General features: G+C 69.1%; 20 protein-coding genes. 12 read left to right on the forward strand and 8 right to left on the reverse strand.

The window, feature by feature from the left end; all coding sequences use genetic code 11:
- Window positions 1-453: 453 nt before the first annotated feature.
- On the reverse strand, window positions 454-915 hold the full coding sequence (locus tag ASG40_RS10295; protein ID WP_055884787.1) for a hypothetical protein: 462 nt from the start codon (window positions 913-915) through the stop codon (window positions 454-456).
- A 469-nt stretch (window positions 916-1,384) separates the two neighbouring features.
- Between ASG40_RS10295 and ASG40_RS22380 the strand changes: the two genes are divergently transcribed.
- Both ASG40_RS22380 and ASG40_RS10305 read left to right on the forward strand, forming a co-directional pair.
- Window positions 1,385-5,902, forward strand: a complete 4,518-nt coding sequence (locus tag ASG40_RS22380; RefSeq protein ID WP_055884791.1) for a M10 family metallopeptidase — start codon at window positions 1,385-1,387, stop codon at window positions 5,900-5,902.
- Window positions 5,903-6,170: 268 nt separating this feature from the next.
- Window positions 6,171-7,307 carry a hypothetical protein gene (locus ASG40_RS10305; protein ID WP_055884794.1) on the forward strand — a complete coding sequence of 379 codons (1,137 nt, stop codon included), beginning with the start codon at window positions 6,171-6,173 and terminating at the stop codon, window positions 7,305-7,307.
- Window positions 7,308-7,315: 8 nt separating this feature from the next.
- Here the strand turns inward: ASG40_RS10305 and ASG40_RS10310 are convergent, their stop codons facing one another.
- The 3 genes from ASG40_RS10310 to ASG40_RS10320 form a co-directional block, all read right to left on the reverse strand.
- A complete protein-coding gene (locus ASG40_RS10310) occupies window positions 7,316-7,711 on the reverse strand; it encodes a hypothetical protein (protein ID WP_055884797.1) in 396 nt (131 codons plus the stop codon).
- Between the two features lie 154 nt (window positions 7,712-7,865).
- Window positions 7,866-8,525: a 3-oxoacid CoA-transferase subunit B gene (locus tag ASG40_RS10315; protein ID WP_055884800.1), complete on the reverse strand. Its 660-nt coding sequence runs from the start codon at window positions 8,523-8,525 to the stop codon at window positions 7,866-7,868.
- Window positions 8,526-8,540: 15 nt separating this feature from the next.
- Window positions 8,541-9,278: a CoA transferase subunit A gene (locus ASG40_RS10320; RefSeq protein WP_055884803.1), complete on the reverse strand. Its 738-nt coding sequence runs from the start codon at window positions 9,276-9,278 to the stop codon at window positions 8,541-8,543.
- A gap of 403 nt (window positions 9,279-9,681) precedes the next feature.
- Between ASG40_RS10320 and ASG40_RS10325 the strand changes: the two genes are divergently transcribed.
- The 4 genes from ASG40_RS10325 to ASG40_RS10340 all read left to right on the forward strand — a co-directional run bounded on the left by ASG40_RS10325 (window position 9,682) and on the right by ASG40_RS10340 (window position 13,645).
- Window positions 9,682-10,230 (forward strand): hypothetical protein, encoded by a 549-nt coding sequence (locus tag ASG40_RS10325; RefSeq protein ID WP_156387660.1) that lies wholly within the window; start codon window positions 9,682-9,684, stop codon window positions 10,228-10,230.
- 538 nt (window positions 10,231-10,768) lie between these two features.
- The gene (locus tag ASG40_RS10330; RefSeq protein ID WP_055884809.1) at window positions 10,769-11,119 is read left to right on the forward strand and encodes a phasin; all 351 of its coding nucleotides are present in this window, start codon (window positions 10,769-10,771) and stop codon (window positions 11,117-11,119) included.
- Window positions 11,120-11,545: 426 nt separating this feature from the next.
- Window positions 11,546-12,088 carry a hypothetical protein gene (locus ASG40_RS10335; RefSeq protein ID WP_156387661.1) on the forward strand — a complete coding sequence of 181 codons (543 nt, stop codon included), beginning with the start codon at window positions 11,546-11,548 and terminating at the stop codon, window positions 12,086-12,088.
- Window positions 12,089-12,199: 111 nt separating this feature from the next.
- Complete coding sequence (locus ASG40_RS10340) at window positions 12,200-13,645, forward strand: DegQ family serine endoprotease (protein ID WP_055884815.1); 1,446 nt, start codon at window positions 12,200-12,202, stop codon at window positions 13,643-13,645.
- 3 nt (window positions 13,646-13,648) lie between these two features.
- On the opposite strand, the gene ASG40_RS10345 is transcribed toward ASG40_RS10340, so the two are convergent.
- Window positions 13,649-14,350: an intradiol ring-cleavage dioxygenase gene (locus tag ASG40_RS10345; protein ID WP_082523998.1), complete on the reverse strand. Its 702-nt coding sequence runs from the start codon at window positions 14,348-14,350 to the stop codon at window positions 13,649-13,651.
- Window positions 14,351-14,524: 174 nt separating this feature from the next.
- Between ASG40_RS10345 and ASG40_RS10350 the strand changes: the two genes are divergently transcribed.
- The 4 genes from ASG40_RS10350 (at window position 14,525) to ASG40_RS10365 (ending at window position 18,067) form a co-directional block, all read left to right on the forward strand.
- The gene (locus ASG40_RS10350; RefSeq protein ID WP_055884884.1) at window positions 14,525-15,844 is read left to right on the forward strand and encodes a replication-associated recombination protein A; all 1,320 of its coding nucleotides are present in this window, start codon (window positions 14,525-14,527) and stop codon (window positions 15,842-15,844) included.
- Window positions 15,844-16,173 (forward strand): GlpM family protein, encoded by a 330-nt coding sequence (locus ASG40_RS10355; RefSeq protein ID WP_055884822.1) that lies wholly within the window; start codon window positions 15,844-15,846, stop codon window positions 16,171-16,173. Before ASG40_RS10350 ends, ASG40_RS10355 begins: the two co-directional genes overlap by 1 nt.
- Before the next feature lie 32 nt (window positions 16,174-16,205).
- A complete protein-coding gene (locus tag ASG40_RS10360) occupies window positions 16,206-16,757 on the forward strand; it encodes a hypothetical protein (RefSeq protein WP_055884824.1) in 552 nt (183 codons plus the stop codon).
- A gap of 62 nt (window positions 16,758-16,819) precedes the next feature.
- Window positions 16,820-18,067: an Hsp70 family protein gene (locus ASG40_RS10365; RefSeq protein WP_055884827.1), complete on the forward strand. Its 1,248-nt coding sequence runs from the start codon at window positions 16,820-16,822 to the stop codon at window positions 18,065-18,067.
- A 12-nt stretch (window positions 18,068-18,079) separates the two neighbouring features.
- Here the strand turns inward: ASG40_RS10365 and ASG40_RS10370 are convergent, their stop codons facing one another.
- Window positions 18,080-19,471 (reverse strand): ATP-binding protein, encoded by a 1,392-nt coding sequence (locus ASG40_RS10370; RefSeq protein ID WP_156387662.1) that lies wholly within the window; start codon window positions 19,469-19,471, stop codon window positions 18,080-18,082.
- Window positions 19,468-20,202: a response regulator gene (locus tag ASG40_RS10375; RefSeq protein ID WP_274533826.1), complete on the reverse strand. Its 735-nt coding sequence runs from the start codon at window positions 20,200-20,202 to the stop codon at window positions 19,468-19,470. The genes ASG40_RS10370 and ASG40_RS10375 overlap by 4 nt, the downstream gene beginning before the upstream one ends.
- 176 nt (window positions 20,203-20,378) lie before the next feature.
- On the opposite strand from ASG40_RS10375, the gene ASG40_RS10380 reads away from it, so the two are divergent.
- Window positions 20,379-20,690, forward strand: a complete 312-nt coding sequence (locus tag ASG40_RS10380) for a GCG_CRPN prefix-to-repeats domain-containing protein (RefSeq protein ID WP_055884888.1) — start codon at window positions 20,379-20,381, stop codon at window positions 20,688-20,690.
- Window positions 20,691-20,779: 89 nt separating this feature from the next.
- The gene (locus ASG40_RS10385) at window positions 20,780-21,208 is read left to right on the forward strand and encodes an EF-hand domain-containing protein (RefSeq protein WP_082523997.1); all 429 of its coding nucleotides are present in this window, start codon (window positions 20,780-20,782) and stop codon (window positions 21,206-21,208) included.
- A gap of 146 nt (window positions 21,209-21,354) precedes the next feature.
- On the opposite strand, the gene ASG40_RS10390 is transcribed toward ASG40_RS10385, so the two are convergent.
- Complete coding sequence (locus ASG40_RS10390) at window positions 21,355-22,512, reverse strand: hypothetical protein (RefSeq protein WP_055884839.1); 1,158 nt, start codon at window positions 22,510-22,512, stop codon at window positions 21,355-21,357.
- Window positions 22,513-22,573: the final 61 nt, after the last annotated feature.

Below are 22,573 nucleotides of genomic sequence, written 5' to 3' on the forward strand. Positions count from 1 at the left end.
TCCTACGACGCCGACGGCAGCGGCCTGGCCTCGGCCGCGGTGCAGTTCGCCACCATCGACACCAAGGCCGCCCTCACGCACCTCGACTTTTTCATCGTGTGACGGGCGGGGTCACCCGACCCTCCGCGCGCTCGCCCGAGCGCAAGGAGCGGATCGGGTGCGACCGCGTCGCGACCGGCACCGCCAGCCCGGGCATCCGGACGCTCCCAAGCGTCCGGATGCCCGTCTCGGCTGTCACCGCCCCGCGGAACCCGGCCGGTGACGGTTCGAGGAGCGCGTCCATCTCTCATGCGATGACAGAGCGCGATCTCGAGGCTTGGTTGCCGCCTGCCAATCCGGCGATACCGAATTTCAGAACTTCAGGACGGCTGCCGTTCTCATTGATCGATGCCGGTGGCGTCGGCCTGATACACTGGCTAGTCGTGCGAAACGTGACCGACACGCAGCGACGGTTCAGTCCGAATAGCGCCCCGCCGGCCCGTTATGGCGCGCACGAATGAGCTGGTCGAACACGATCTTCGCGCCGGATGGCTTGTATCGGACGCCCATGGCGCGCCGGCCGATGTTCAGGCTCTTGCCGGTGTCGATCAGGGCCTTGAAACCTGCCGGCGACACCGCGGCCGCGGTCAGGACCCACACGACCTCGGTGCCATTGGCGCGGTCGTTGGGCGGTGGCCGGCCGGTGCACGCGAACTGGCGCGCATCCTCGGCGCTGTAGACCGCCCAGCCGAGATAACCGACCATGCGCCCGTCGTCGATCGCGAACAACGCATGTCTGCGCCGGATTTGACCGTCGAGCGTATTGACGAAGTCGCCGAAGCGGAACCCGGAGAAGGGCGCCCGCCGCGCCAGGAAATGCGTCGCGATGCCGAGGGCGGGATACGGTGCCTCGATGGGTTGGATCGTCAGCGCCATGGAATCACGACTGCGTTGGGCCGCTTTCCTACCACGACCGAGCCGGTGCCGCATCTCCTCGGTCCTCAGACACTGCAATGCCTTGAAAGTGATCGCGCCGTTCGGTGATCCGTATGCGCGATCCTGCCGCGTGCCCCTGAATCACCAAATCGTCCGCGGTTGCATGAAATCGATCGACGCCCTTCCGGAGGCCGCGCAGAGACGACGACCCACGGCAATGGCAGGTGAAGGCCAGTTTTCATCGATCCATGGGTTTCGCGCTTGATTTCGGCGCCTGCAATTTACTGCATTCGGATATGATGCGACGCTTTCACATTGATTTTGAATCGTGTATCCAATCCTCGACCAAAAAAATCCCGCTTGAAGTGGGTGAGATCGCCGCGAGATGCGGTCGTGTCGTGCAATCTGCACGCGGCCACGCACCATCATGTGACCGAAAACCGTCAGGGATCACTCCCGAGGAGGTACCATGGCCGGACAAGTTGGCGATTCCGCCGTCACCGACGCCAGCGGCAATACGATCGTCGACGCCCTCCTTTGGGACCGGCACTGGGCAAATCGGAACCTCACCTTCCAGATCCCGACGACGGCGACCGGCTATGGCTACGGTGTCTCCGGGTTCGGCGCCCTGCTCGCGCAGCAAAACACCGCCGTCAGGGAGGTCCTCGCCAGCTACTCGGCCGTCTCGCTCCTGACCTTCCAGGAGGTCACGACGAACGACGCGAGACTCAAGTTCGCCCGCGCCGATGCCGTGGACCGGAACGTCAACGGCACCTACGAGTCTACGAGCGCTTATAATGAGACCGTCGGCACGGCCTACGGCATCCCGCCCGACCCGGACAGCTACGATCGTCGCGAATGGGGCGACATGTGGTTCAACGACAATCCCGCCGGCGGCACCAACGACATGACCGACCCCGTGAAGGGGACCTACGCCTATCACACGATCATCCACGAGATCGGCCACGTACTCGGAATGGACCATCCCCACGGGGATGCCGGTATCGGCGACAACTTCGGGAACCTGCCCTCCAACTGGGACTCGATGGAGTTCTCGGTGATGACGTACCGGTCCTTCGTCGGGGACACGGCGGGAGGGGGCTATGGCAATGAGGGCAACAGCTACGCCCAGAGCCTGATGGCCGTCGACATTGCGGCGATCCAGAACGTCTACGGCGCCAACTACGGTTCGAATGCCACCGACACGGTCTACAAATGGCGTCCCACGACGGGCAACATGGAGATCAACGGCGTCGCCCAGGACGCGGCGACGGCACCGGACGGCAACCGCATCTTCCGCACCATCTGGGACGGCGGCGGCGTCGATACCTACGATTTCTCGAGCTACGGTACGAACCTCGGCGTCGACCTGCGGCCGGGTACCTCCGACGACCCCAACGTCGGCTGGACCACCACCAGTACGGTGCAACTCGCCCGGCTGGGGACGGATGCCGCCGGCCAGGCCGTGTTTGCCCGGGGCAACATCGCCAATGCCTGGCTCGTCATCGACGACACAAGTTCGAGCAACTACCTGCGTCCCCTGATCGAGAACGCGGTCGGCGGCACGGGGAACGACACCATCCGGGGCAACAACGCCAACAACCGACTCGATGGCGGACAAGGCAACGACACCCTCTTCGGCGGCCTGGGCTTCGATACGCTCATCGGCGGCGGCGGCATCGACCGGCTTTTTGGCGAGCAGGACCGCGACTTCCTCGTCTCGGGCGCGGGCGCGACCTACCTCGACGGCGGCGACGGCCTCGATTTCGCCGACTACAGCGCCTCGACCACCGACGTCTATGTCGACTTCTCGATCGGGAAGGTGCTCGGAGGCTTCGCTCAGGACGACACGCTGGTCAGCATCGAAGGGCTGGTCGGCTCCCGGTTCGACGATTCCCTCGGCGGAAACGACAGCCAGAACGAACTGCGCGGCGGTGGCGGCGACGACACCCTGCAGGGCTACGGCGGCAGCGATACCCTGCAGGGCGACGACGGCTCCGATATCCTGATCGGCGGCGCCGGGTTCGATACCCTCGACGGCGGCATCGGCTTCGACACGGCGTCCTACGAGGGCTCGGTGGCGGTCACGATCGATGTCGACGCGCGCACCTACGGCGGCGCCGCGGCCAACGATACCCTGATCTCGATCGAACGGATCGCCGGGTCGTCTGTGGCGGACTCGATCGCGGGCTCTGCAGCCTCGGAGAGCTTCGCCGGACGGGCCGGGGCCGATGCGCTCTACGGACGCGGCGGTTCGGACACGCTGGAGGGCGGCGCCGGCGGCGATACCCTCGACGGCGGCGACGGCTCCGATTGGATCAGCTATGCCGGCTCGACGGCGGGCGTCTACGTCGATTTCTCGTTCCAGGGCGGCAAGGTCCTGTACGGCGACGCGCAGGGCGACACGCTGGTCTCGATCGAGAACATCGAGGGCTCCGGCTACGACGATACCCTCGTCGGCGGCACCGCCGCGGACCAGATCTGGGGCCAGGGCGGCGCCGATCAGGTATCGGGCAACGACGCCAACGATCAGCTGGCCGGGCATGGCGGCGACGATACCCTCGTCGGCGGCGCCGGGGCCGACTACATGGACGGCGGCGACGGGTCCGACTGGGCGTACTACTCGGATTCGAATGCCGGCGTGACGATCGACATCAGTGCGGGCAAGATCGCCGGCATCGGCGGAACCGCCGAAGGCGATGCACTCGTCGATTTCGAGAACATCCGCGGATCGATCTACAGCGACCGAATCACCGGCAGCGCGGCCTCGAACTGGCTGGTCGGGCTCGACGGCAACGACACGCTCTTCGGGCTCGGGGCGAGCGACACCCTCGACGGCGGTGCCGGCGAGGACAGCCTCGACGGTGGGGCCGGCGACGATCTCGTGCAACTCATCGCCAGTGCCGGCGATCGGGTGGCGGGCGGCGGCGGGGTCGATCGCCTCGTCCTGACCCGGGCCGCCGGCGCAGCGGCGTGGTCGTTCGACTACGCCACCGGCCGTGGATCGGACGGCTTTGCGGCGGACGGCTTCACGAAGATCGACGTCTATGGGGGAGATGCCAGCGAAACGATCACCGGCGGTGCCACGGCCGACGTCATGAGCGGTGGCGCCGGGATCGACCGGCTGCTCGGCGGCCTGCAGAACGATACCCTCGAAGGGGGCGCTGGCGCCGACACGATCGATGGCGGCGCCGGCATCGATTGGGCCGATTACGCGACGGCGCCAGCGGGCGTCACCGTCAACCTGTCGACCGGCGTCCATACCGGCGTCGCCGCGGGCGATACGCTCATCGCCATCGAGAACCTCGGCGGCTCGGCCTTCGGGGACGTGCTCACAGGAAACGCGGCCGGCAACGCCCTGTCCGGGCGGGGCGGCACCGACCGACTGGTCGGGCTGGGCGGAGCCGACACCCTCGACGGCGGCGACGGGAGCGACACCGCCGATTACTCCGGGTCGAATGCGGCCGTCGTCGTCGACCTGACGACCGGCCTCGGCACCGGAGGGACTGCGCAGGGCGATCGCCTGGTTTTCATCGAGCGCCTGATCGGCTCCGCCTTCGGCGACCGGCTGACCGGAAACGGGGACGCGAACGTCCTGACAGGCGGTCTCGGTCAGGACACGATGGCGGGCGGTGCCGGCATCGACTGGTACTACGTCGACAGTTCTGGAGATCAGGTCGTCGAAACCGCCGGAGGCGGCAGCGACAGGGTCTTCACGAGCGTGAACCATACCCTGGCGTCGGGCCAGGAGATCGAGCGGCTCGACACCACCGACGAAGCCGGCACCGGGTCGATCAACCTCTCGGGCAACGCCTTCGCCAACACGCTGGTCGGTAACGCCGGTATCAACATCCTCAACGGCGGTCTGGGCGCCGACCTGCTCTACGGCCGGGGCGGCAACGACGTCTATTACATCGACAGTTCGGGCGACCGGGTGTTCGAGGCAGTGGCCGGCGGCAGCGACCGGGTCCTGACGAGCATCAGCCACACCCTGGCGGCGGGCCAGGAGATCGAGCGGCTCGACACCACAAACGAATCCGGCACGGGATCGATCAACCTGTCCGGCAACGCCTTCGCCAACACGCTGGTCGGCAACGCCGGCGTCAACATCATCGACGGCGGGGCCGGCGCCGACCTGCTCTACGGCCGTGGTGGCAGCGATTTCTACTTCGTCGACAACGGCAACGACCGGGTCTTCGAGGCGGTGGGCGGCGGCAGCGACAAGGTCCTGACGAGCGTGAGCTTTACCCTGACGGCGGGCCAGGAGATCGAACGGCTGGACACCACCAGCGAAGCCGGCACGGGGTCGATCAACCTGTCCGGCAACGCCTTCGCCAACACGCTGGTCGGCAACGCCGGCGTCAACATCCTCAACGGCGGTGGCGGCGCCGACCTGCTCTACGGCCGCGGCGGCGGCGACTTCTATTTCGTCGACAATGCAGACGACCGGGTGTTCGAGGCGGCGGGCGGCGGCAGCGACAAGGTCCTGGCGAGCGTGAGCTATGTCTTGGCGGTGGGTCAGGAGATCGAGCGGCTGGACACCACCAGCGAGGCCGGAACGGGGTCGATCGATCTGACCGGCAACGCCTTCGCCAACACGCTGGTCGGAAACGCCGGCGCCAACATCCTCAATGGCGGTGGTGGGGCCGACGTCCTCTACGGTCGCGGCGGGGGCGATACCTTCGCCTTCAGCACCGGGCTGGGCGCCGGCAACGTCGACCGAATTTCGGATTTCTCGGTTCCCGACGACACCATCCAGCTCGCGCGCAGCGTCTTCGCGGCGCTCGGAGCCGGTCCCCTGGCCGCGACGGCATTCAAGGACCTCTCCACCGGCGCGACCGATGCGAACGACCGCGTCCTCTACGACAAGGCGACGGGAGGCTTGTCCTACGATGCCGACGGGAACGGCACCGCCTCGGCCGCGATGCAATTTGCCATTCTCGACAACAAAGCCTCCCTCACGCACGCCGACTTTTCGGTGGTTTGAGCCGAGCGACAGATCGCCGGCCTGCACGATTGCGCGGGGCACGGCTTCGGACCCGGTCGGTGCCGATTGGCGCCAGCCCATGCCGAAAGACGCCCGTGCCGGAGCGGCGGCTTAGGCTGTCGCCGGAGAAACCGACACCGCCGGGATCGGTCCCGACCCTTCTTCGCCATCCGGGGCTTGGATCCGGGAAGCCCCCGCTTCACGGACTGCGGATTTCGGATAGACACCTGCTTCGTCGGCACAGGGCCGGCGGTGGAGGACCGAGGACGTGTCGGCTTGGGCTTGGATCCGGCTCGCCCTGGTGGCGGCGCTTCTCGGCTCCGGCGGCGCCGGGGCCGCGCCGTTGCGATTGCTGCCGCCCGACCCCGTCTACGCCCGTGCCGCAGGCTGCCCGGCCGTCAGGATCGACGTGCCGGCCGCCACCCATGCCCTGCCCGGCGGCGTGAAACTGTCGCCGCGTCCCACCGATATCCCGGTGGGCCAGGGCGACAGCGCGATCTGCTATGCCTATGCCACCGCCGACATGATTTCGCAGCGTGTGGGGGTGGCGGTCTCGCCCCTCGACGTCGCCACCAAGTTCTATTTCGCCGATCCGGCCCGCCTCGCCGCGATTCCCGACCCGGCGCTACAGGCGCACCTGCGTGCCCATCCCGGCTACCTCGCCGACATCGCCTGGGCCCGGAACGCGGCGGAAGTCTCGAGGGATCGCAACCCGCGGGCCGAACCGTATTTCGACAAGCTCGAGGGTGGCGAGGAGGATGCCTCCGCGCTCCTCTACAACATCGACGGCCTGTGCGAGGAGCGGGACCTGCCGAGCCACGAGGGCTACGCGCATTTCACCGCGCGGTTCGCGGCGCTGCGTTTCAGCAGCGAGGTGCGCGCACCTCGGCAGTGCCTGCGTGCGGTCGGCGCCACCGTGGCGCAGTTGCGCAGCCGGCGTGCGGATGCCTTCAACGCCGGCTGGCTCGCGCTCGTCGGGCAACGTTGCCGCCGTCGCCCCCTGCCGGTGCCATTGCTGCCGGTCTCCTACCGGGTCGCCTCGAACCAGCTCGACTTCATGGAGCGGGTGGAAGCCGGCCGCGCCCCGCATCCGCGCCAGGTGACCCGCATGCTGGCGATGGTGGATTACGCCCTCGACCGCGGCCGCGCCCCGACCATCGGCTACAGCTGGTACGAACTCCAGGAGCGCGACCCCAAGGACCCGGATCTCGCCGCCGACCATTCGAGCACCGTCATCGCCCGCAGGCGCGAGGGCGGCCAGTGCCGCTACCTCGTGCAGGACAACACCGGCGAGTATTGCTCGCGGATGCGCGCAGGAGTCCGTGAACGCTGCGAGGACGGTCGCGTCTGGCTTCTCGAGAGCGAGCTGCGCCGTACCCTCTACAGCGTGATCTACCTGCGCTGAAGGCCGGTTCAGGCCGGCTGGTCGAACAGGAAGCCGTCGACGGCCGGGATCGTCACCGAGGGGCCGTCGCCCGTGGCATGGGACGCCTTCGAGACGCGCCAGGGCCGCTCGGTGCGGGCGCGGATCGCCTCCGACGGACGCAGCCGGCGAAAGGTGCCCGCGTCCGTCACCTCCTCGACCACGAGGAATCCGTAGACCTGGAGCCGCGAGGCGATCAGCTTGGTCTCGCGGTCGCCGGCCGCCACGGCCAGAGTGCCGGTGGCATAGACCGCATCCATCAAGGCGCGCTGGTCGCCGCGCCGGGCGGCCAGGGCCGAGGGCGCCGGCGTGGCGCCAGGAGGCGGTGACCCCAGCCGGCGGAACGGCACAACATTGTCGTCCCGCTGCAACGCAACGCTACCCATACGCCTCGACCCTCGTGAACCGTCCGGTGGCGCCCCGCCCTGCGTGCCGCGCGCCGTCCGGCTTTCGGTCAAGGTCTACGAGTCCGCTTAACGCTGGCTTAGCCGTGTCGCCCCCGGCCGGGAGCGGATCGTCCCGAAACGATCCCGCTGGCCTTCAGGTCAAGGCGACGGCGAAGCTCGCCTCCGTCTTGGCACGGACCTCGTCCTCGCTCACGCCCTCGGCGAGTTCGACCAGGGTCATGCCGCCGTCGCCCTTCTTGTCGATGGTGAAGACGCCCAGATCGGTGATCACCATGTCGACGACGGCGGTGCCGGTGAGCGGCAGGTCGCAAGCCTTGAGGAGCTTGGGCGATTCGGACCCGTCCTTGCCCTTGGCGGTGTGCTCCATCACCACCACCACCTTCTTGACGCCGGCCACGAGGTCCATGGCGCCGCCCATGCCCTTCACCATCTTGCCGGGGATCATCCAATTGGCGAGGTCGCCGTTCTGCGCCACCTGCATCGCGCCCAGGATCGACAGGTTGATGTGGCCGCCGCGGACCATCCCGAACGAATCGGACGACGAGAAGTAGCTCGTGGTCGGCAGCGCCGTGATGGTCTGCTTGCCGGCGTTGATGAGGTCGGGGTCCTCCTCGCCCTCGAAGGGGAACGGCCCCATGCCGAGCATGCCGTTCTCCGACTGCAGCTGCACCGACATGCCGTCGGGAATGTAGTTCGAGACGAGGGTCGGGATGCCGATGCCGAGGTTCACGTAGTAGCCGTCCTGCAGCTCCTTCGCGGCGCGCTCGGCCATCTGTTCGCGGGTCCAGGCCATGGTTTGGAAGCTCCCTCAGACGACGCCGGCGGCGGCGGCCGGATTGGCCGGCTCGCCGCGTTTGCGGGTGGTGCGCTGCTCGATGCGCTTTTCACGGATCGCCACGTGGACGATGCGCTTGACGAAGATGCCGGGGGTGATGATCGCGTCCGGGTCGAGCTCGCCCGGCTCGACGAGGTGCTCCACCTGCGCCACGGTCATCGTCGCGGCGGTGGCCATCATCGGGTTGAAGTTGCGCGCCGTCCTCCGGTAGACGAGGTTGCCCTCGGTATCGCCCTTCCAGGCGTGGACGATGGCGAGGTCGGCGAACAGGCCGCGTTCCATCACGTAGTCCTCGCCGTCGAAGGTGCGGACGTCCTTGCCCTCCGCGATCAGAGTGCCGACCCCGGTCTTGGTGAAGAAGGCCGGGATACCGGCGCCGCCGGCGCGGATGCGCTCGGCCAGCGTGCCCTGCGGATTGAACTCGATGGCGAGCTCACCGCCGAGGTACTGCCGGGCGAACTCCTTGTTCTCGCCGACGTAGGACGAGATCATCTTCGCGACCTGGCGGGTCTGCAGGAGCTTGCCGAGACCGACGTTGTCGATGCCGGCGTTGTTCGAGATCACGGTGAGATCCTTGACGCCCGAGGCCTGGATGGCGTCGATCAGCTCGTCCGGGATGCCGCACAGGCCGAACCCGCCGGCCATGATCGTCATGCCGTCCTTGAGGACACCGGCCAGCGCCGCCGTCGCATCCGGATAAACCTTCTTCATCGATGCCGTCCCTCTCCACCCGTTCTGCCGTCACGTCCCGCACGGGCGAGGGGGACGACCGTCCCCGATGCATGCGGAGGGCCAGGCCCCCCGCGCCATGCCCTGCCGGTCACCGTGCCGGTCCGGCTCGCCGCCTCGCTGCAAAGCCGCCGTTCAGCCGCCCGTGTTTGAGCCAGGCGACCGACGAGGACAAGCCTCGCCTCGGGGAGAAACTCTGTTCGGGCCCGCGATACCGCAAGAGGCCCGCTCGTGCCGGCGCCGACGCGGGCTTTCTTTCGCGTCGAAGGGCACCCATCGTCACGGGGCTGGTTCGTCGTCGCCAATCCGGTTAGCGTCGTCGCGACCTAAACTTCGCCGACCAGCGGCCTTTGAGCACGAGATACCGATTGCCATGACGTTGAGAATGAGCGCGCGCGAAGCGGAGTTGTTCAAGAATTTCGTGACGCAGTCGAAATGCTACTTCGAGTTCGGACTCGGCGGAAGTACACTTTTCGCGGCCGGCGTCGTGGACGGCCCGCTCGTCGCGATCGACTCGGACGTGGCCTGGATCGAAAAAATCTCCCAGCAAATCGCGCCGTCGGGTCACGAGCGTCGATTGATCCACGTCGACATCGGCCCCACGGGAAATTGGGGCGTTCCCATATCCAGCGACCACCGTCCGCAGTATCCGAAGTATCACGAGACCATTCTCAACGCGTCCGGCGACTTCGACCTCTGTCTGGTCGATGGACGCTTTCGCGTGGCGTGCTTTCTGCAGGCTCTGCGGCGATTGGATCGAAATGCCATCATCGGCGTGCACGACTATCGAAGCCGGTCATACTATCATGCCATCGAAGAATTCGCCCGGCCCATAGCAGAGGCGGAAGATCTGACGTTTTTCGTATCGAAGACCGGCGCGAAGTCTTGGGCGATCGAAAGCGCGCTGGAAGCCTATCGGTACGACCAACGGTAAGCCGGAAGGCTGGGTTGTGGCGGCATCGATCGCGCCTCGCGCGCGACCGATGCCGCGTTTTCGAACCGACGTCCCGCCTCATGGAGCGCACGCAGGCGTCCCGACCCTGAGAGCGCGACGGCGCGTTGCCCTGCGGCTCGCCTGCGCGACCGGCGTGAGCGAATCCCCGTCGTCTTCGCCGACATGCCCCTGCATGTCCTCCCCCTGCATGTCCTCCCCCTGCATGTCCTCGCGCCGCCGAAGCCGGCCAAGCGGCGGGCCTCTTCGAAAAATCGAAGCGAAATTCCGTCGACGGTGCTGTACACGATAGCCGGGTCGTGCGCTCGGCATGATCGGTACTGAATCGGCGATGGCGGTCATGCGGGGTCGCGAATCCGTTCCATCGGCTCGTTCGTTCGGTGGATGGACAGTCGATGACCTTGGGCGGCGGCGGGACCACCGAGATCGTATCCGCGTTCTTGACGTGGATATTGCAGTGCAATATATTTCTGCCGTGATGCAGCATGATTCGCTGTGTCGGATCGACAGGAGAACACCCATGAACGCCCCCACCTTCGAAATCCCGGCCGAGATGCGCGATTTCGCGGAAAAGAGCGTCGACCAGGCGCGCAACGCCGTGGGCACGCTGATCGGCACCGCCGTGAAGGCCAGCGAGCAGACGCAGACGCTCCAGAGTTCGATGCAGGGCGTCGTCGCGAAGGGTCTCGACCACGTTCAGACGAACGCCAATGCGACCTTCGATTTCGCCCAGAAGCTGGTCCGCACCCGTGACCTGCGCGAGGCCTTCACGCTCCAGGCCGAGTTCCTGAAGAGCCAGATGGCGGCACTGCAAGCCCAGGCAAAGGACCTTGGAGTGCTGGCCCAGACCGCCGTCAAACCGGCCGTCTGATACGGTTTCCGCTTAAATCAAGCGGGAACCGCACAACCGAGCCCGCGCGGCGCCTGAGCGAAGCCCATTTCCGCATCACGAAGTGATCAACCGGAAAATGGTATGAAGCGACGAAGGGCAGCGACCGGCCGACGGTGAGGTCGCCGCCGGTGACGTGAGGGACGGAGACGCGGCATCGTCTTCTTTGCCGGGTATCATCGGGACGGATCGCGCGAGACGATCCGTCCATCCCGTGACCGGCGCAAAGCCGGGTCGGGTCGCGGGTAGGGAGAATGGACCATGGTGAAGCGGATGCCCGTGCGGCCCTCGAAGCGCGGACCGCTTCCGCCCAAGTTGTCCACCGACACGATGCCCGTTCCCGTCGTCACGCTTCCGGGCGCGGCCACGGATACGGAGCCGGGCCCCATTCCCGACCTCGCCGAGGTCGTGCCCGAGACGCCGCCGACCGATTTCGTCATGGCGTTGCGGTCCGATCCGACACCGGAGAGTGACGGGGCATCGCGGGCTCCGGTCGACCTCGACACCACCCCTGCCGACGCACCGGCGAAGCCAGCGTCGTCCGCCGCCGATCCGGAATCGCTCGTTCCGCCGTTTCCCCTTCCCGCGGTCGGCCTCGCCCTGGTGGCACTCGAGCCGCCGGAAGAGCCACCCGAATCTCCTTTCGTGGTTCCGACCGAGGCGGTGACACGCCCGCACACCGTCCCGAGCGATCTCGTCTCGGCCGGCGCGACCCTGCAGGCGTTCCTGTTGAACGAAGGACTGGCAGCCGTCGCGCATTGGCAGTCCCTGGCGGCGGCGCGATCCCCCGCCGAAGCGGTCCGCCTCCACGTCACCGAGGTCCAGCGCGCCGCCGAGGCGTCCATCACCTGCATGGGCCGGATCGCGAACCACCTCGGGCGGGTCGTCACGACGCCCTCCCCCGACGCCGAGGCGGCATCGCCCGTCCGGCCGCGGAAGGCGAACGCTTAACCCCCTCGCGCCGGCCGGGCGACGGGGCTAGACATCCGCGAACGACGCGGGACCGCGTGCAGACCGTCAAGGCGGCGCATGCACGGTCCCCGATCGATTCCGGAGAGTCCGATGCCGCCTCGTACCGCCTTGCTCGCCTCGCTGCTCGTCGTCGGCCTCGGCGCGGGTCCCGCCGCCGCGCAGATCATGAAGACACCGGAGGTGGCGCCCGAGAAGGTGGCGCCGCAGGGCAAGGGGCAGGTGCAGTTGTCCTTCGCTCCGGTCGTGAAGCGGGCCGCACCGGCGGTGGTCAACGTTTACGCGTCCCATGTCGAGAAGCGCGGCACCAGTCGCAGCGCGATGGACGAGTTCATGCGCCGGTTCTTCGGCGAGGAGGGGTCCGGTCGGCGCGGGGCCCCGGGCGAGCGGGCGCAACGTTCCCTCGGCTCGGGCGTGATCGTCGACGAGAGCGGGCTCATCATCACCAACAACCACGTCATCGACAACATGAACGAGGTTCGCATCGCGCTGGCCGACCGGCGCGAGTTCGAGGCCACCGTGGTGCTGCGCGATCCGCGCACCGATCTCGCCGTCATCAAGATCAAGGCGCCGTCCGGCGGCCTCGTGCCGATGCCCTTCGGCGATTCCGATACGCTCGAGGTCGGCGACTTCGTGATGGCGATCGGCAACCCCTTCGGCGTCGGCCAGACGGTGACGCAGGGCATCGTCTCGGCGCTGGCGCGCAACCAGGTCGGCTCGTCCGACTACCAGTTCTTCATCCAGACCGATGCGGCGATCAACCCGGGCAATTCCGGAGGGGCGCTGGTCGACCTGCAGGGGCGCCTGGTGGGCATCAACACCGCGATCTACTCGCAGTCGGGCGGCAGCCACGGCATCGGTTTCGCCATCCCCGCCAGCATGGTCCACGCGGTGGTGGAGACCGCCAAGGCGGGCGCCTCCACCGTGCGCCGGCCCTGGCTCGGGGCGCGAGTGCAGAGCGTCACCCCCGACATCGCCGAGAGCATGGAGCTCGACCATCCCACCGGCGTGCTGGTGGCGAGCCTGCAGCCCAAGAGCCCGGCCGAGGAAGCCGGCCTGAAGCGCGGCGACCTCATCCTGACGGTGGACGGCAAGGCGGTCGACGACCCCGAGGCCTTCGGCTACCGCTTCGCCCTCAAGGGCCTGAGCGGCCACACCAAGTTCGGCATCCAGCGCGGCACCACCCGCTCCACCATCGCGATCAAGCTCGGCGCCGCGCCGGAGACGCGCCCGCGCGACCTCCTCAAGGTCAAGACCCGCTCGCCGTTCATGGGGGCCACCCTCGTGAACACCTCGCCGGCGATCGCCGAGGAACTGCAGGTGGATTTCTCGAGCGAGGGCGTCGCGGTTGCCAGCGTCGACGAGGGCTCCTTCGCCAACCGGGCCGGCTTGCAGAAGGGCGACGTCATCGTCGCGATCAACGGCACCCCGGTCTCGACCACCAAGGACCTGGAGCGCATGACCCGCACCGCCTTCAACGCCTGGGAGGTCTCGATCAACCGCGGCGGCACGGTGCTGACGTCGGTGTTCGGGGGGTGAGCGTCAGCCCCTGCCGGCCTCGACCACGATGTTGAGGTCGGCGACGTATCCGCTTCCCTCCGGCCTCATGGCGCAGAAGCCGAGACGCCGGGGATCTTCGGAGCGGGCGAAGACGTCGGTGGCGTTGAGGGTGTCGCGCGCCAGCCGCCGCCCACCATAGGCGGCGGTGCGGTAGATCGTTGCGTTGACCGCGTCGGGAAAGTACATCTGGCCGGTGACCAGGGTGCGCGGACCGACGAACACCTTGAAATGGACATGGGTCGCACGGCCCGGATACCACCCGGGATGGATGGTCTCGAAGGTGACCGCGCCGGCCTCGTCGCTGAACTGCGTGCCACGCAGGAACGTCTGTCCCACCGTCGAGAGGCGCCGCCCGTCGCCCTGGCCCTCGTAGCCCGAATACACCCCCTGCGCGTCCGCATGCCAGACGTCGACCCGCGCCCCCGAAAGCGGCGTGCAGCCTCCGGCCGCGATGACCCGCAGGTCCAGTCGCAGCGGCACACCCGGGCGACCCTCGGCCAGGACCGGCCGTACGAGACGCGGATCGAGATAGAACGGGCCCTCGATCGATCGCGGCGTGAGGAGGCAGGAACCCGGTGCAAGTCGCGCCGGTGCAGGCGCCGCCCGCGCCGGCCGGATCAGCGAGGGCACCGCCGTCAAGCCGATCAGCGCCGCGCGTCGGGAAAGGTCGAATGCGTTCGTCATCGACATAAGGACACCCTCGCCATCGATCGGGAGGCACATCCTACAGCCATGCGCGATCGAGCGTGACGCGACACATCCAGCGAGCCCCCCAGCGCGACGCTTTCCCGAAAGCTCAAGGGGACGTCGCCGTTTTCACGGTTGCGGTCCTGCGCCGCCCGCGTCTTCATGCGCGCCATGTCCGATCTCTTCGCCGCCGCCGGCCTTCAGTCCACCGCCCCCCGCCCGCTCGCGGATCGCCTTCGCCCGGCCAGCCTCGCCGAGGTGGTGGGCCAGGAGCATCTGACCGGGCCGGACGGGGCCCTGACCCGGCTGCTGGCCGGCAAGGCGTTCGGCTCGCTGGTGTTCTGGGGGCCGCCGGGCACCGGCAAGACCACGGTGGCGCGGCTGCTCGCGCACGAGACCGACATGGCCTTCGAGCAGATCTCGGCGATCTTCTCGGGCATCGCCGACCTCAAGAAGGTGTTCGAGGCCGCCCGCCGGCGTCGGACCACCGGCCAGGGGACGTTGCTGTTCGTCGACGAGATCCACCGTTTCAACCGCGCCCAGCTCGACGCCTTCCTGCCGGTGATGGAGGACGGCACCGTGACGCTGGTCGGTGCGACCACCGAGAACCCCTCGTTCGAGCTCAACGCGGCGCTTCTGTCGCGGGCCCGCGTGCTGCTGTTCCGTGCCCTCGACGAGGCGGCCATCGACAAGCTGCTGGTGCGGGCCGAAGCGATGACCGGCCGGCCCCTGCCGCTGGACGAGCAGGCCCGCGGCGTCCTCGTGCGCATGGCCGACGGCGACGGGCGCGCCTCGCTGACCCTGGCCGAGGAGCTCTGGCGTTCGGCCAAGGAGGGCGAGATCTTCGATGCCGAGGCGTTGCAGGCGATCGTCCAGCGCCGGGCGCCGATCTACGACAAGTCCCAGGAGGGGCACTACAACCTGATCAGCGCCCTGCATAAGACCGTGCGCGGCTCGGACCCGGACGCGGCGCTGTACTACCTGTGCCGGATGCTCGACGGGGGCGAGGACCGGCTGTTCATCGCCAGGCGCCTCGTGCGGATGGCGGTGGAGGACATCGGGCTGGCCGACCCGCAGGCCCTGGTGGTGGCGACTGCCGCCAAGGACGCCTTCGACTTCCTCGGCTCGCCGGAGGGCGAACTCGCCCTGGCGCAGGTGACCGTCTATCTCGCCTGCGCACCGAAATCGAACGCGGTCTATTCCGCCTACAAGGCGGCCACCAGGATCGCCAAGGAGCACGGCTCGCTTCCGCCGCCGCGCACCATCCTCAACGGCTCGACGAAGCTGATGCGCAAGATCGGCTACGGCGAGGGCTACCGTTACGACCACGACGAGCCGGACGCGTTCTCGGGACAGGACTACTGGCCGGAGGCGCTGGGGCGACAGCGGTTCTACGATCCGACAGACCGGGGCGTGGAGAGCCGTTACCGTGATCGCCTCGCCCATTGGGAGCGCCTGCGGACCGAGCGCCGCGACGAGGCCGAGCGCTGATGGACGTGCTGTGGAAAGGCGTCGTGGGCGGCCTCGTCACCATGGCGATCGTGCTGGCGTCGAGACGCGGCAACGTGCTTCCCGGCATCCTGCCGCTGGCCCCGACCTTCGCCATCATCGCGCTGCTGGCGGTGGGCGCCAAGGGCGACGCCGAGGGCTTCCGGCAGGCGTGCCTGGCCGGCGCCAAGACGATCCCCGCCTATCTGGTCTTCCTCGGCGTCGCCTACGCGCTCGGAGGATCGCTCGACCATCGTCTCGCCATCCTCGGAGGGCTCGCCGCCTGGCTGGTGGTGGCGTTCGCGATCTTCCTCGCGCCACGCTGGTTCTGAACGGTGCCCGATCGCTCTGAAGGAGATGGCTGATGCCGGTCCTGCTTTTCGTCCTCGTGATCGGCGGTATCGCCGTCTTCCTGTCGCTGCGCACGCAGCGCACGGCGCAGGACCCGCGTGCATCGAGCGAGGACGCCGGGCCGCTGCCGCAACGGGGCAAGCCCACTCTGCTGAGCGTCGCCGCAACGCCCCTGGAGGGCGTGCGCGACGTGAGGCTCGCCGCCGTGATCCTCATGATCCAACTCGTCCGCACCGGCGATTCCGTCTCCGCCGCCGAAACGGCGCGGATTCTCGCGCTGATGCGGGCACCCCTGGAGATCGAGGCCGTCGCCGACACCTACGAGCGGGCGTTCGGCTACACCGACCCCCACCGCCCGTTCTCGCTCGTCGCCGATCCGCTGCTGCCCCTGTTCCGAGAGGCGCTGACCGAGGCCGAGCGGCTGCAGTTCGTCGAGATGCTCGCATCCGTGGCCGAGGCCGAGGCACCGGCCAACGACTTGCAACGGGAGGCCCTGGTCCGCCTGAAGCGCCGCCTCCTCGCCTCGCTCGCCCTGATCGGGACGAACCGCGCCGGCGACGCCTGAAGGCGGTGGACCGGACGCGACCGAGCCTGTAGGCCGGCCGGCCCCCTTCACCGGAGACCCTCATGGCGGCTTGCGGCCTCGATTTCGGCACGTCCAACACGACCCTGGGCCTCGTCGCCGGGCCGCATCCGGCCCTGGTGCCGCTGGAGGGCGACCATCTCACGATTCCGAGCGCGATCTTCTTCGAGCCCGGACGCGATGCCCTCGTCGGCCGGGCCGCCATGGCGGCTTACGTCGAGGGGACGCCCGGTCGCCTGATGCGCAGCCTCAAGTCCGTGCTCGGCTCCTCTCTCCTGGAGGAGACCACGCCGGTGGGACGCGAGCGCATCCGCTTCCGCGACGTGATCGGGCGCTATCTCGCCGCCGTGAAGGCGCGGGCCGAGGCCGCCACCGGCCGGCCCCTCGACACCGTCGTCCACGGCCGCCCGGTGCACTTCGTCGACGGCGACCCGGAGGGCGACGCCCGCGCCGAGGACGCCCTGCGGGAGATCGCCAGAAGCATCGGCTTCGCGCACGTCTCGTTCCAGTTCGAGCCGATCGCCGCCGCCCTCGACTACGAACGCCAGGTCGCCCGCGAAGAGGTCGCGCTGATCGCCGACATCGGCGGGGGCACCTCGGACTTCTCCATCGTGCGGCTCTCGCCGGAGCGGCACGCCAAGGCGGACCGCGGCGGCGACATCCTGGCCAACGACGGCGTGCGCATCGGCGGCACCGATTTCGACCGCCGGCTCAGTCTCGGCACGGTGATGCCGCTGTTCGGCCTCGGCACACCGATGAAGCGCGGCGACCTCGACGTGCCGAGCTCATACTTCCACGATCTCGCCACCTGGTCGAGCATCAACCGGCTCTACAATGCCAAGACCCTGCGCGAGGTCGAGGAGGTCCGGCGCGACGCGCAGCGCCCCGAACTGCTGGACCGGCTCTACACCGTGATCGAGGCCGAGCGCGGCCATTCCCTGGCGATGGAGGTGGAGGGCGCCAAGATCGCCACCTCGGAAGCGGGTGCGGGCGGGGTCGACCTCGACTGGGTGGAGCGGGGCCTCTCGGCCGACCTCGACCGGGCCGGCCTCGTCACCCACACGGACGAACTCAGCCGCCGCATCGCCGAGCGGATCGACCGCTGCCTGTCGCAGGCCGGGCTGAGGGCGGACGCCATCGACGCCCTGTTCCTGACGGGCGGCTCCACCGGCCTGCCCCACGTCCGCGCCGCCCTGGTGGCCGGGGTGCCCAACGCCCGCGTGGTCGACGGCGACACCTTCGGCTCGGTGGGGACCGGGCTGACGATCGAGGCGGCACGGCGGGCCGCCTGAGCGGGCGGGGGGTCACGAACCCGGAGTGGGCGTCCGGCCCCGGCTCGTGATGTCCTGCGTCGGCAGCGTCACCTGCGCCCGCAGGCCGGCCCCGTCGCGGTCCAGGAGCCTGATGGTGCCGCCGTGCGCGCGGATGGCGGAACGCGCGATGGCGAGGCCCAGCCCGGTCCCTCCGGTCTCAGCGCTGCGCGAGTCCTCCAGCCGCGCGAAGGGCGCGAACATCTCCTCGATCCGGTCCGGCGAAATGCCGGGGCCGTCGTCGTCGATGGCGATCAGGATCGCCCCGTCCGAGCGGTCCAGGCCGATCCGGGCGCAGCCGCCGTAGCGCACCGCGTTCTCGACGAGGTTGTCGAGGGCGCGGCGCAGGGCGATCGACCGCCCGTGGAAGGGAAGCGGATCGGGCCCGGAGACGGTGACGTCGCGCCCGAGCACCGTGTGCTCGTCGACGAGGGATCGGATCAGGACGGCGAGGTCGAGGGGGCCGCTGTCCTGCGCCATCGCATCGTCGCGCGCGAAGGCCAGGGTCGCATCGACCATCCGCCCCATCCGCGCGATCGTCGTGACCATCGCCTCGCGCAAGGCCACGTCCTCGACCATCTCCGCCCGCAGCCACAGCGAGGCGATGGGGGTGCGCAGGTCGTGGCTGATGGCGGCCAGCATCCGGGTCCGGTCGGTGACGAAGGCCCGGGACCGGGTGTGCATCTCGTTGAACGCCGCCGTCATCGTGCGCAGTTCGTCCGGGCCGCGCTCTGGCAAGGGATCGACCGCGATGCCCCGCCCGGCCCGTTCGGCCGCCTGGGCGAGGGCCGTCACCGGCCCCACGACGCCACGCATGGCGATTGCCACGACGGCGAGCACGGCCACGACGCTCACGGCGGTCTGGAGCAGGCCGATGCGGATCCAGGGAGGCGGATGCAGCGCCAGCGGCGCCTCGCCGTTCAGCCAGCGTCCGTCGTCGAGGCGGACGGAGACGCGCAGGGCCTGCGGCCTGGCCGACGCGCGATCCGCCGACGCGTCCGCATCGCGGTCCACCAGCAGCAGCCGGGCCTGGCTCGCACCGTCCCGCACCCGGCGGTCGAGGCGGCGGGCGAACCGGGCCTCGTCCGCATCCATCTCCTCCTCGGCGACGCGGCTGGCGGCGTCGATGGTGAAGCGGTGCCGGGAAGAGCCATAGGCCTCGATGACGCCCGGTACGGCGTCCGCAGGCACCGTATCGAGCAGGCGCACCAGCGTGGCGACGCGGTCGACGACCTGGGTCCGGGCCGCGGCACGGCCGACCAGGGACGATTCCCGCGCGAACAGGGCGAAGGCGACCGCCTGCGCGCCCACCACCGCGATCACCAAGAGAAGCGCCAGCCGCCCGCCGAGGGAGCGCGGCACCAGCGCCATGGCCGCTCGCTTCACGACACGGTCCTCACGTCAGACGCCAGCACGTAGCCGCCGCCCCAGACCGTCTTGAGGAGTTCGGGATTGGCCGGGTCGCGTTCCAGCTTGCGCCGCAGGCGGCTGACCTGGTTGTCGATGCTGCGGTCGAACCCGTCGGCGGCGCGGCCACGGGTCAGGTCGAGGAGCTGGTCGCGCGAGAGCACGATCCGGGGGTGGCGCGTCAGGGCGGCAAGCAACCGGAACTCCCCGGTGCTGAGGGCCACCGTAGCCCCGGCCTCGTCGACGAGCTGGCGCCGGTCCGTGTCCAACGTCCAGCGGTCGAAGGCGAGCCGGCGCCCGTGGGCCTCGTCGCGGGAGCGGGGGAGCGACCGGGCACGGCGGAGCAGGTTCTTCACGCGCGCCAGCAGCTCGCGTGGGTCGAACGGCTTCGTGACGTAGTCGTCCGCTCCGATCTCGAGGCCGACGATCCGGTCGGTCTGCTCGCCGAGGGCGGTCAGCAGAATTACCGGCGTGTCATGGACCTCTCGGATGTGGCGGCAGAGGGAGAGCCCGTCCTCGCCCGGCATCATCACGTCGAGGATGACGAGGTCGATGGCCGCCCCCGACAGCACGGCGCGCGCGGCGCCGGCGTCCGAGGCGACGCTCACGCGCAGGGCGTGCCGCTTCAGATAGGCCGCCAGCGGGTCGCGGATTTCGCGGTGGTCGTCGACCACCAGGACGTGTGCACTGTCCATGTCTCGGGTTTCCATCACGCGGTCCTAGACCACCGCGCGCATCCTTCGGCGGTGAAGTCGTCGCGATTCGTTTCGGCGCGCTCGGGTCTGCGACAGACCGCGACACAATCGCGGCTTCTCGACAAATCTCCGCGACGGCCCCGGAGCATGATCCCCCCATCGGCAAACACCGATCGGAAAAGGGAATGACGATGACAGTCTCGTTCGCATCTTCGACACTGAAACGGCTGCTGCCGGCGGCGGTGCTGGCGGCCGGCCTCGCGGCTCCGCTGGCCATGTCCGCCCCGGCCGAGGCCCGGGACGGCTGCGGCCCCGGCTTCCACCGCGGCGTCTACGGTTGGTGCCGCCCCAACCTCCGGCCGAGGGCCGTGTTTGTCCCCTACGCCTATCGCCCGGCGTTCTACGGCCCTCGCCGGTTCTATGGGGGCGGGCCGCGCTGGCGCCGCTGGGGTGTGGTCCATCGCCCCGTCGGCTGGCACCGCGGGTGGCATCGCCGCTGGTGACGTGAGGCGATGACACCGGGATCGCGGCAAAGGCCGCGATCCCGCCCGATCCTCCGGCAACCCGATCCTCCGGCAAGGAGCGTTCCTCCATGACAAGACGCCGTTCCATGGCCGACCTCGCCTCGACGGCGAGACTGACGGCCTGCCTGTCCCTCGCGGCGCTCGTCGCGGCCTCCCCCGCTTCGGCCGCGCCTCCCACGGCGACATCGCCCGCGCCGGGCACGCACGTCGGCGTCGATCTCGCGACGTTTCTCGCACGACACCGGACGCGCCTGATGAAGGCCGATGCCGATGGCGACGGTCGCATCTCGCAGGCCGAATGGTCCGCCTGGTGGGCGGCACACCCCGGCAAAGGTCCGTCCGATCCCGAACGGCGCTTCCGCCGCATCGACGCGAACGGGGACGGCGCGCTGACGGTCGAGGAGATCGATGCGGTCTTCGCGAAGCGTTTCGCGCGTCTCGACGTCGACCGCGACGGGCGGGTCACCCGCGCCGAACGGCCGTGCCGCGTCGAGTGATCGGGAGGGCAAGGCCTCGGCACTTGCAAGGCCTCGGCATCGGAATGACGGCGGCTTCCGGGGTCACGACGAACGTGCGCTCGGAAGATCTGTCTGCCCGGGTCGGTACCGGAAAACGGTGCCGACCCGGGGTCGTTCACGCGGGCTTACTTCGGTTGCTGAGCCGCTGCGGGCTGGTTCGGCGGGGTCGCTCCACCGGCCGGCTGGTTCGACAGCTGCTGACGGATGTCGGCCAGCTTGGCCTGTGTGGCACTGAGGTCCTGCCGGGCCGTGGCGAGTTGCTCGTCGACGGTAGCCGCCTCCTTGTTGCGCGTCGCCAGGGTCTCGGTGAGCGTCGCCAGCTCGGCCTGGGCGTCGGCCTGGCGCTTCTTGAGGGCCTCCAGGGCCGCGGTTCCGGCGTCCCGGTCGGTGGACAGTTTCTGGAGCGTCTGCTCGAGCTGGTTGCGCTCGGACGTCACTCTGTCCCGCTCGGCCTGGGCCTGGGCGAGGTCCTTGCGGGTGGTGGTGAGCGTGTCGCGCGCCTGCTGCGCCTCCCGGTTGGCCTGCTCGATCTCCGCCGCCAGCTTCTCGCGCTGAACGGTCAGCGTGGCAACGGCCTGCTCCATGTCCGTGCGCTGCTTGGTGGCCTGCTCGGCGGCGGCGCGGGCCTCGGCGAGTTCCTTCTGTGCCACGGCCGCACCTTCGCGGGCGTTCTGCTGGCGCTCCTCGGCCTTGGCGAGGTCGTTCGTCTTGTTGGACGCTTCCTGTGTCATCGCCGCCAGATCGGTGCGCAGCTTGACCTCCTGCACCCGCACTTCCTCCAGCCTGCGACCGACGTCGGCGAGTTCCTGAGTCCGCTCGACGGCGGAGGCCTCGGCGGCGGTGGCGGCCTCGCGCAGCGGCGCGAGCTTCTGCTCGGCCTGCGCGACCTGCGCCTTCAGGTCGTCCAGGCGCTTCGTCTCGGCATCCGCCGTCTTCTTGGCCTCGGCCGCCTTGGCCTCGGCCGCCTGTTGCTCCTGGCTCAGCGTCGCGAGGCGGGACTTCGCCTGTTCGGCGGCCTGCGTCGCCTGGCGGTCCTGCTGCTCGGCCGTGCCGATCTTCGCCTGCAGCGACGCCAGGGTGCCGGCGGTGGCGATCTGCCGGTCGAGGTCGGATTGAAGGGCGGTCTGCTTGGTCTCGACCTCGCGGATGCGGTTGTCGCGGGCGCTGCGCTGCTTCCCGGCGGCGATGGAGGCGACCACGAGCCAGATCAGCAGCACCGTGGCCACCACGGCGAGACTGAACGGAACGGGTCTGCGAAGTTCGGAGCGATAATCGATGGCCATGGTGCTCTCGCGATGTCGGTCAGGGGGTCGATCGAACTTCGGCGGGTGCCGTCGGGGTCGC

The organism is Methylobacterium sp. Leaf399 (genome assembly GCF_001424525.1).
Classification (GTDB): Bacteria; Pseudomonadota; Alphaproteobacteria; order Rhizobiales; family Beijerinckiaceae; genus Methylobacterium.

Bases quoted from the DNA above. Each gene is read 5' to 3' on its own strand.
- ASG40_RS10340 (WP_055884815.1), top strand. From the start codon at position 12,200: ATGCCGCCTCGTACCGCCTTGCTCGCCTCGCTGCTCGTCGTCGGCCTC.
- ASG40_RS10365 (WP_055884827.1), top strand. From the start codon at position 16,820: ATGGCGGCTTGCGGCCTCGATTTCGGCACGTCCAACACGACCCTGGGC.
- ASG40_RS10295 (WP_055884787.1), bottom strand. From the start codon at position 915: ATGGCGCTGACGATCCAACCCATCGAGGCACCGTATCCCGCCCTCGGC.
- ASG40_RS10310 (WP_055884797.1), bottom strand. From the start codon at position 7,711: ATGGGTAGCGTTGCGTTGCAGCGGGACGACAATGTTGTGCCGTTCCGC.
- ASG40_RS10375 (WP_274533826.1), bottom strand. From the start codon at position 20,202: ATGGAAACCCGAGACATGGACAGTGCACACGTCCTGGTGGTCGACGAC.
- ASG40_RS10390 (WP_055884839.1), bottom strand. From the start codon at position 22,512: ATGGCCATCGATTATCGCTCCGAACTTCGCAGACCCGTTCCGTTCAGT.
- ASG40_RS10345 (WP_082523998.1), bottom strand. From the start codon at position 14,350: ATGACGAACGCATTCGACCTTTCCCGACGCGCGGCGCTGATCGGCTTG.
- ASG40_RS22380 (WP_055884791.1), top strand. From the start codon at position 1,385: ATGGCCGGACAAGTTGGCGATTCCGCCGTCACCGACGCCAGCGGCAAT.
- ASG40_RS10355 (WP_055884822.1), top strand. From the start codon at position 15,844: ATGGACGTGCTGTGGAAAGGCGTCGTGGGCGGCCTCGTCACCATGGCG.
- ASG40_RS10325 (WP_156387660.1), top strand. From the start codon at position 9,682: ATGAGCGCGCGCGAAGCGGAGTTGTTCAAGAATTTCGTGACGCAGTCG.
- ASG40_RS10385 (WP_082523997.1), top strand. From the start codon at position 20,780: ATGACAAGACGCCGTTCCATGGCCGACCTCGCCTCGACGGCGAGACTG.
- ASG40_RS10315 (WP_055884800.1), bottom strand. From the start codon at position 8,525: ATGGCCTGGACCCGCGAACAGATGGCCGAGCGCGCCGCGAAGGAGCTG.
- ASG40_RS10350 (WP_055884884.1), top strand. From the start codon at position 14,525: ATGTCCGATCTCTTCGCCGCCGCCGGCCTTCAGTCCACCGCCCCCCGC.
- ASG40_RS10320 (WP_055884803.1), bottom strand. From the start codon at position 9,278: ATGAAGAAGGTTTATCCGGATGCGACGGCGGCGCTGGCCGGTGTCCTC.
- ASG40_RS10360 (WP_055884824.1), top strand. From the start codon at position 16,206: ATGCCGGTCCTGCTTTTCGTCCTCGTGATCGGCGGTATCGCCGTCTTC.
- ASG40_RS10330 (WP_055884809.1), top strand. From the start codon at position 10,769: ATGAACGCCCCCACCTTCGAAATCCCGGCCGAGATGCGCGATTTCGCG.
- ASG40_RS10380 (WP_055884888.1), top strand. From the start codon at position 20,379: ATGACAGTCTCGTTCGCATCTTCGACACTGAAACGGCTGCTGCCGGCG.